The following is an 8,109-nucleotide window of genomic DNA, read 5'->3' as shown; positions in this document are numbered from 1 at the left end:
AGCGCGGCGGCGGTGCCGGCCTAGCGCCGACGGTGCAAGCATCAAGACCAACCGGCCCTGCGGGGCCGGTTTTGTTTGTGACTTAGCTGTCGGCAAAATCCATGACCATCTCCCATGCCGTTTGCTGACTCACGCTATAGCAGACCTTGGCATGGCCATCGCCATCGGTTACGCCTAGCAGGCCGCTGTCATTGAACTGGCCTATGGTCAGCTGATAGAAGCCATCGCCGCCGTAATCGTATTTTGGGCCGTCGGCGAAAATCACCCCCATCATGTACTCGTTGCCCGGGCCGCTCCAGTCCACGCTGAGCTGGATGGATTTGTCCGGCGCCAGCGAGTAGAGCTTTGGCAGCGGTTGATTGTTCAGCAGCAGCACTTGGTCATCCCAGTTGGGATCGCCCTCGATATAGACGTGGTGGCTGGAGTGGTTTTTTACTGTTACGACGGGATGGCTCATATCGCTCTCCTGCGGTTGGGGCCTGACGGTGGCCTGGCTCGGGAAGCATAGGAAAGCTTATTTGGATCAGCGGCTTGGACTGATCTTTTAGTCAGTATTGGTCCGGCGCGGAGCTGGATGGACGGGGGCTGTGCCAGCCAGCTGCTCCAGCAGCCATCCTGCTGCCGCGCCCAGCGGCCGGCGCGCCGCCCACACCAAATCCACCGGCATGCGCTTGGGCCAGCCGGCGACGTCCAGCTGCTTCAATTCGCCGCCGCCAAAGCTTTTGACCAGCCAGCATGGCAGTTCAGCCCAGCCCACGCCCAGACGCGCCATGTCCAGCAGCATCAGGTAGCTGGGCGCATACCATTGGCGCTGGCCGCAGCGCGGCGGCGTTTTGTCGCCATAGGTATTGAGCCGCAGCTGGCGATGCTGGCTCAGCTGCGTTTCGTCGATGGCGCTCTGCGTGGCCAGCGGATGGCGGTAGGCGGCGAATAGCGCCAGCTCGCTGGAGTCGCGCTGGCGCCGGTGGGCGATGTCGGGCGGATAGCGCTCCATGGCGCCCACCAGGCCCAATTGGGCGCGGCCGGACAAAATCAGGTCCAGCACGTCTTCCTGCTCGCCGACCAGGCACTCCAGTTCCAGCAGCGGGTAGCGCGCTTCCAACCGGCTGGCCACGTTTTCCAGCGTGTGGGACTGGAAGGTGTCGGACAGCACCAGGGTGAGCCGCGTTTCCACGCCGGCGCTCAATTGCGCCGCCTGTTGCTGCATGGCCTGGCTGGCGGACATGATTTGGCGCGCCTGCGGCAGCAGCAATTGGCCGGCAGGCGTCAGGCTTGGTTGACGGGCGGTTCGGTCGAACAGGCTGCTGCCCAGGTCGATTTCCAGGTTGGCGATGGCTTCGCTGATGGTGGACTGGCTTTTGCCCAGCCGGCGCGCGGCGGCGGAGAAAGAGCCAAGGTCGGCGGCGTAGACGAAGGCGGTGAGCGCATCGAGCGAGATAGACATATCGGCATTTCCGATCAATGATATTTTTATCGTATCCGATTTCCCAATCATAATCGCGTGGATTGCACTTTTTGCTGATGAGAGACGTCTATGAACGCGACAGATAAAAAACTGGGCGAACGGGTATTGCATGCCGTGTTGTATGAGGCCTGCGCGATGGCCTTGCTGGTGCCGCTGGCCTCATTGCTGATGAACGAAAGCGTGCTGCACATGGGTGCGCTGGCGCTGATGATGTCTACGGCGGCCATGCTGTGGAATATGCTGTTCAACGCTTTATTCGACCGCTTTGAGCGCGCCAGGGGCCTGAAGCGCACGGTGGCGGTGCGTTGCTTGCACGCTTTGCTGTTTGAGGGCGGCTTGGTGGTGATGCTGGTGCCCTTGGCAGCCTGGTGGCTGAATGTGAGCTACTGGCAGGCGTTCTTGCTGGATTTGGGCTTCTTCGCGTTTTTCCTGCCCTACACCTATGTGTTCAACTGGCTGTATGACCATCTGCGCGCCCGGCTCATCGAGCGGCGCGCGCTGGCCGCGGCCATGGAGTAATCAATGAAAGTATGGTTGTTTCTGATGGGGGCCATCCTGTCCGAGGTGGTGGCGACCTCGGCGCTGAAGGCGTCGGATGGTTTTTCCCGGCTGTGGCCATCGCTGCTGACCGCTGGCGGCTATATGGTGGCTTTTTACCTGTTGTCGCAGACGCTGCGGCACATCCCGGTGGGCATCGCCTATGCCTTGTGGTCCGGCATCGGCATTGTGCTGATCTCCTTGATCGCCTGGCTGCTATACGGCCAGAAGCTGGACCTGCCGGCAATCGTCGGCATGGGGCTGATCATCGCCGGCGTGGCGGTGATCAATCTGTTTTCCAACAGCGCGGCGCATTGAGCCTGCCGCGTTCACGGCGCCTGGCGGATGATGACGCGCGGCGCCGTGTCCGCCGGGGCGGGCGCGTTGTTATTGTTGTTGCGGGTCGAGTCCTGCGCGGGTGTGGCGTCCTGCCATCCCGGCTTTTTGCCTGCCGATTTATCCGGCTGCTGCGTTTGATCCGAACTCATTGTGGCCGGCATGCGAATGCTTGAGCTGGAGGGCGGATCGAAGATCAGTTTCCCGGGAATGGCGTTGATGTCAATCGGCGTCGGCGTTTGCATGCCGCCGCCGCATTCCTGCCTGCTCATATGTTGCAGCAAGTCCTTGTCGGCGCCGTCATCCATGGCCTTCAACTGAAGCGCGTCGAGCAGCGCGCCGGAATAGGCCAACACCGATGCCTGGGCGACGGAAAGCTGGATTTGCGCGTTGATGTAGTCGCGGCGCGCGCTGAACAGCTCGTTCTCGCTATCCAACACATCCAGCAGCGTGCGTTGGCCGATGTCGAATTGCTTGCGATAGGCATTCCGCGCTTTTTCCGTGGACAGCTGGTGCTGCAATAGCGGGGAGAGCTGCGAGCGGTAGCGCACCAGCGTCGCATAGGATTGCTCGAGATTCAGCCGCAGGTTGCGGCAGGCCAGCTCGGTCTGATCCAGAGCCGAATTGTATTTTTCCGATGCGGACGCCAACTGGGCGCGGTCCGCGCCGCCACGGAACAGGTTGATGCCGAAAATGATGGCAACCGAAGCCTGATGGGTGGTGCCTGGATAGCCATCGTAATTCTCGGTGGGCGCTTTGCTCAGCTGCAGCGATACGGTAGGCGAAAAAGCGCCCCGGCGCACATTGACTTCGGCATGGGCCGCGTCGAGCGAGGCCAGGGCCCCCAGAAAGGCCGGGCTGTGCCCGATGGCCTGCTGCATCAGCTGCTGAGGCGGCGGCAGTGCGCCATCCAGGCTGGGCAGGTCCGCCATGTCCTCTTGCGGCAAGGGGCCAATCAGCCGCGCCAAGCGCGAGGCGGCGGTCAGCAGATTGGTGTTGTCGACAATCAGGTTGGATTCGGCTTGCGCCATCCGACCATTGGCCTGCTCCAGATCCACCCGCCGTCCCACGCCCGACTGAACCCGTTGCAGAATCTGGCCGAGAATGCCCTTGTGCAAGGCATAGTTATCCTTGGCGATCTGTACGAATTGCCGATACATCAATACATCGGCGTAGGCTTGAGTGGTTTGCAGCGCGATGTTTTCCGAGGTCTGCAGAAAGTCGAAATAGCGGGCCAGGCCGCCATAGCCTTGCTCTTTGACCTGGTTATAGGTTTGCAGGCCGCTGAACAGGCTTTGATTGAGGTTTACGGTCCAGCCCTTGGTCGTATAGTGCTGCGAGGCGACGGTGTTCGGCGGATAGTCGAAGACTTGCCGGTTTCTTTCGTAGTTCAAGTCGACTGTTGGGTAGTAGTTCGCTTTCGCGGCGCGCACATCGTCTTCCGACGATCTGAAATCATGCAGTTTCGACAGCACTTCCGGGTTGTTCAATACCGCCAGGCCCACCGCTTCCCGCAGGGTGTAAGCGTGGCAGGCGCCAGACCAAGCGGCAGCCGCGGTCATTGCCAGTGATAAACGGATGATGCGCGTTGTCTGGTTCATCGGTCACTGCCCCTGGATTATGCAACTGCCGCAAATGCATTTTTTTTGCGTCCGACTATCCTTCTAAAGGAATAGTAGACGATTCCCTTTCTGGAGGAGGACAGATGGCATCGGTCGACGTCCTGACTCCTCCGGCCCCTGCGAGGTCCTTCAAATTTTCCAGAGCGATGGCTTGGCTCAGATGCCTGTCTCTGGCTTGCTGTTTGCTGGCGCAGCCTTTCCTGTCCGCCAGCACCCTTCCTTCGGAGCAAACTGTCGCCCGCTATGGGCCCAAGGCGCAAAAGCTGTTTCATCAATGGCAGTCTTTGCTGCAGTCTTTGGCCAATCATCCGGATGCCGAGGCGCTGAAAAACATCAATGTGTTTTTTAACCGGCGCATTCAGTATGCCGAAAACGAATCTGTATGGAATCAGGCCGATTATTGGGCGACGCCATTGGAAACCTTCGGCAAGGGCGCGGGAGACTGCAAAAGCTTCGTCATCAATAAATACGTGTCTTTTCGTCTATTGGGCATCGCGCCGCAAAAGCTGCGTTTGGTGTATGTCAAAGCCCAGATAGGCGGCGGAGTCAGCCACCTTACCCAGGCGCATATGGTGTTGGCTTATTATCCGACGCCTACTGCCGAGCCGCTGATTCTGGATAATTTGATCGACAGCATAGAGCCGGCTTCGCGGCGCCCGGATTTGATTCCGGTGTTCAGTTTCAATATGGAAAATATCGTAGTGGGCGGCAAGACCAGCAATGAGGTGGATAGACTTGGACGGTGGAAACAGTTGTTGACTAAATTAAAAGCTGAAGGCTTTGAATTTTGAGGCAATGCTCGTGAGCAAAAAAAAATTATCGTTGATCCAGCGCTTATCCGTATTGATCGGATTGGTTGTACTCCTTTCGATTGGGGGAGCTTTGATCGCTAATCTGCTGCATGCCCGCAGTTATCTGGAGCAGCAGCTGAATGCGCAGAGCGTCGATACCGCGCATGGCTTGGCGCTGATGCTGACGCAATATCATGCCGATCCGGTCATGGCGCAAACCTTGCTGAATTCCAGTTTCGATCAAGGGCATTTTTCCCTGATCCGCTGGGAAGGCGTGGACCGCAAAGCGCTGGTCAATCTGGCGTCGCCTCAGCCCGAAAGCGAGGTGCCGGGGTGGTTTCGCAGGCTTTTGCCGCTGGAGCCTTCTCCCGGCATGGCCCAGGTGTCCAATGGCTGGATGCAGGCCGGGCGGATCATCGTGCAATCGCAGCCCAACTACGCCTACCTCTCGCTGTGGCGCGGCGCCTTGCATACGGTGTACTGGTTGTGCGCAATCGGGATTGTCGCGGCCTTGATCGGCGCGTTGGACATTCGTCAGATGAAACGGCAGCTTTCCAGCGTGGTGCGGCAGGCTCAGGCCATCAGCGAAAGGCGCTTTCACAAGATTCCTATCCCCGGCATTCCGGATTTGGCGGAAGTGGCCTTGGCGATGAATCATATGGTGGATCGGCTGCAGCGCTATCTGGATGGTTTGCGCGACGAGTTGGACCTGATGCGGCAGAAAATCCTGACCGACAACTCAACGGGCTTGCCCAATCGGGAAGCATTTGAATTGCGCCTGGGGGGGCTTTTGAAAGAAGAGGAAGACCCCGTGCGCGGCTTTCTGTTCTTGGTCAGGGTGGCCAATCTGATGGAGCTGAACCAGAGGCTGGGCGGCAGCAAGACAGATGCCTTGCTCAAGTGTCTTGCGGACGATCTGTCGCAGCGCTGCCAGCCTCATCCCGGTTGGATGGCCACCCGCTTGCGCGGCGCCGATTTTGCGATGTTGTGTCCGGAGATCGATAGCCGCGAGGCGTGCAAGTTGGCCGATGAGCTATGCGCTTGCTGGGGCCGTTATCAGAGCATGGATTTGATAGACCGTCCCGGCGTGGCCAATCTGGCGATTGTGCCGTTCCATAGCGGAGATGGCCGTCATCAGTTGCTGACTCAGGCCAATCAGACGCTTTCCCTGGCGGAAGCGAAGGGGGGCAATGCTTGGGAAATGGATAGCCGCGCCGGAGCCGCGCCGGATGGCCTGCTGGATTTCAACTGGCAAAGCCTGTTTGACAGCATCCGTGACGACCATGCCCTGCGCTTGCGCTGGTATCCGGTTTGTCTTGCCGATGGATCCGTTGCCTGGCAGGAGGGCATGTTGTATCGGGTCCAGACCGAGCATTTGCCGCAAATGAGCGCGATGAGGCTGGTGGCGCATGCCTTGCGTCTGGGACGCAGCGCGGCATTGGATCTCAAAACGCTCGCGCTGGCCCTGCGCGAGGGGCCGGACGGGCGGCTGGCCATCAATGTTTCCCCTGCCTCCTTGAGCGCCTCTGATTTTCTGCCCCAGACCCAGCAGTTGCTGGGCAAGCATCCCAAACGCAGGATTCACTTCGAATTCGATGAGGCAGGTCTGGAAGATAATTGGCAGGCATTTGTCGCGTTTGCCCGCGGCGTCAGGGGAGCGGGGCATCGAGTCGCAGTGGAAATCCAGGGGCATAATATGGAGTTGGTCGCGCGGTTGCATGAGGCCGGAATCGATTATCTGGTTCTTGATCACTCGCTGACCCACAATATCCATCAGGACCAGGGGCGAGAGGCCCTGTTGCGTGGCATGCTGCGCATGGCAAGCCTGATGGTGGTGGAGTTGGAGGCAAAAGGCGTGGCCACGCCGCAAGACAAAGCCTCCTTGATCGAGATTGGCGTCCAGCTTTTGACGGGGCCTGCAGTAAAGTAACTGCCGTCAACGATTCGCAAGCTTTGGGCAGAGGGAAACGGGGGCGCTTGAGCGCCCCCGCTGCGTTTTTAGCCGGCTTTAGTCCGTGTGCAGCTGGCCGCTGCCCAGCAGCTTTTGAATGATGGCTTGGTCGCTTAGCAGCGAACTGCCCGAATGCGTCAGGTCCACTCCCTGCAATACGATCTGCGCCGTATCGGATGTCGGGCTATTGGCGTTGATGGCGCCATTCTCATTGACATGGACCACCGTGCTGACCGTGCCATTATTATTGACGGTGCTGAAATGCAGATAGTTGGCCAGATTGCCTATCGATGATGGATCCGCGCCATTGTGGCTGTCGCCTATTAATAGATCCCGTAAGTCCAGCACATCAGCAGGGGCGCCGGATTGAGTGGTCCCGGTATTGAATTGCTGGATGGTCTCCACGGAAGGTGTGCCCGCGTGGCCGTTGAACGAGGCCTCGAATTTGAAGGTTTCCACGCCTGCTATCGCCGTCACCGCGCTGCCGTGCGCCGCAAAGACCTGCATCTGGCTGACCGTGTTGCTGTGGCCATAGCTGTCTGTCGCCGTGGCGGTGATGGTCACATCCGGCGCATTGGCGGGTGTGGCGATGGCGAGATCGACATTGCCCTGGGCATAAGCGGCCGTCACCGAGGCGGTCGAGCCAGTGATGCTGCCATCGCTATGCACGGCCGAGGTGGTGCTGGCGCCGGCTTCGCTGACGACGATGCTGGCATAACCATGATTGGCCAGGCTGTTGGCATCGAGCCCCACCGTGGCCTGTTCTTGATGGTTGCTGCCGGGCTCGCCCAGCGTGATTTGCGGCATCCCTAACGGGGTGTAGCTGCCCGAAGCATTTAGCGAAACATTTCCCGCGCCATCCGTCACGGTAGCCGCCACAGTGGCCGCTTCGCTTGCGCTCCCAAGCGGCAGATAGACCACGCCGTTCTGGTAGGCATAGACGGTGCCGCTGCCATCGACCAATTGGCCGTTGGCGTTCAGCGCCAGACTGATCTGGCTGGCGCCTTCCGTCACCGTCAGGCTGCCGTGGTTGTTCAGCGCCTGCTGATCATTGCTGTCCAGCGTCACGCTGCCGACCAGGGTGTTGGACGACAGCGTCAGCGGCGTCGGCGTGGCGCCGGCCGGCGCGCCCGCCGGCGTCAGGCCGACCTGCAGCACGGCGTTGCCGCCCTGATCCCAAAACACGATCTGGATGGCGTGCAGATTGCCGGCGGTGGCGCCGAGGGTCAGCGCCACATCGTGCTCGGTTTGCGCCTCATTGCCGGCGAACTGGCTGACCACCTGGCCGTCGACGATGATCTGGAAACCGTCGTCGGCGTTGACATTGAGGGTGTAATTGCCGGCGGCGGCGCTGAAGGCGCCGTTCAGGGTCAGGATCGATTGGGTGGTGACGCCGTAACCGCTGGC

8 protein-coding genes are annotated in these 8,109 nt (G+C 59.9%); 4 read left to right on the top strand and 4 right to left on the bottom strand.

Features of this window, described 5'->3' with window-relative positions:
• Window positions 1-82: 82 nt before the first annotated feature.
• Both QUG01_RS19655 and QUG01_RS19650 read right to left on the bottom strand, forming a co-directional pair.
• Window positions 83-457: a hypothetical protein gene (locus tag QUG01_RS19655; protein ID WP_500831567.1), complete on the bottom strand. Its 375-nt coding sequence runs from the start codon at window positions 455-457 to the stop codon at window positions 83-85.
• Between the two features lie 87 nt (window positions 458-544).
• Complete coding sequence (locus QUG01_RS19650) at window positions 545-1,444, bottom strand: LysR family transcriptional regulator (RefSeq protein WP_500831566.1); 900 nt, start codon at window positions 1,442-1,444, stop codon at window positions 545-547.
• Between the two features lie 90 nt (window positions 1,445-1,534).
• Between QUG01_RS19650 and QUG01_RS19645 the strand changes: the two genes are divergently transcribed.
• Window positions 1,535-1,984 (top strand): multidrug/biocide efflux PACE transporter, encoded by a 450-nt coding sequence (locus tag QUG01_RS19645; protein WP_500831565.1) that lies wholly within the window; start codon window positions 1,535-1,537, stop codon window positions 1,982-1,984.
• A 3-nt stretch (window positions 1,985-1,987) separates the two neighbouring features.
• The gene (locus QUG01_RS19640) at window positions 1,988-2,320 is read left to right on the top strand and encodes an SMR family transporter (RefSeq protein WP_103318684.1); all 333 of its coding nucleotides are present in this window, start codon (window positions 1,988-1,990) and stop codon (window positions 2,318-2,320) included.
• 11 nt (window positions 2,321-2,331) lie between these two features.
• Here the strand turns inward: QUG01_RS19640 and QUG01_RS19635 are convergent, their stop codons facing one another.
• A complete protein-coding gene (locus tag QUG01_RS19635; RefSeq protein WP_500831564.1) occupies window positions 2,332-3,939 on the bottom strand; it encodes a TolC family outer membrane protein in 1,608 nt (535 codons plus the stop codon).
• Between the two features lie 104 nt (window positions 3,940-4,043).
• Between QUG01_RS19635 and QUG01_RS19630 the strand changes: the two genes are divergently transcribed.
• Entirely contained in the window at window positions 4,044-4,751 is a 708-nt protein-coding gene (locus tag QUG01_RS19630; RefSeq protein ID WP_500831563.1) for a transglutaminase-like cysteine peptidase, read from the top strand.
• Between the two features lie 91 nt (window positions 4,752-4,842).
• Window positions 4,843-6,681, top strand: coding sequence for a bifunctional diguanylate cyclase/phosphodiesterase (locus QUG01_RS19625; RefSeq protein ID WP_500831562.1), 1,839 nt, complete (start codon window positions 4,843-4,845; stop codon window positions 6,679-6,681).
• Between the two features lie 78 nt (window positions 6,682-6,759).
• On the opposite strand, the gene QUG01_RS19620 is transcribed toward QUG01_RS19625, so the two are convergent.
• Window positions 6,760-8,109, bottom strand: a 1,350-nt coding sequence (locus QUG01_RS19620) for a type I secretion C-terminal target domain-containing protein (protein WP_500831561.1), incomplete at its 5' end; no start/stop codon positions are given.

The organism is Chromobacterium sp. CCUG 76385 (assembly GCF_059916625.1).
The sequence above is the reverse complement of the archived record's forward strand: the minus strand, read 5'-3'. Positions and strand labels throughout refer to the sequence as shown.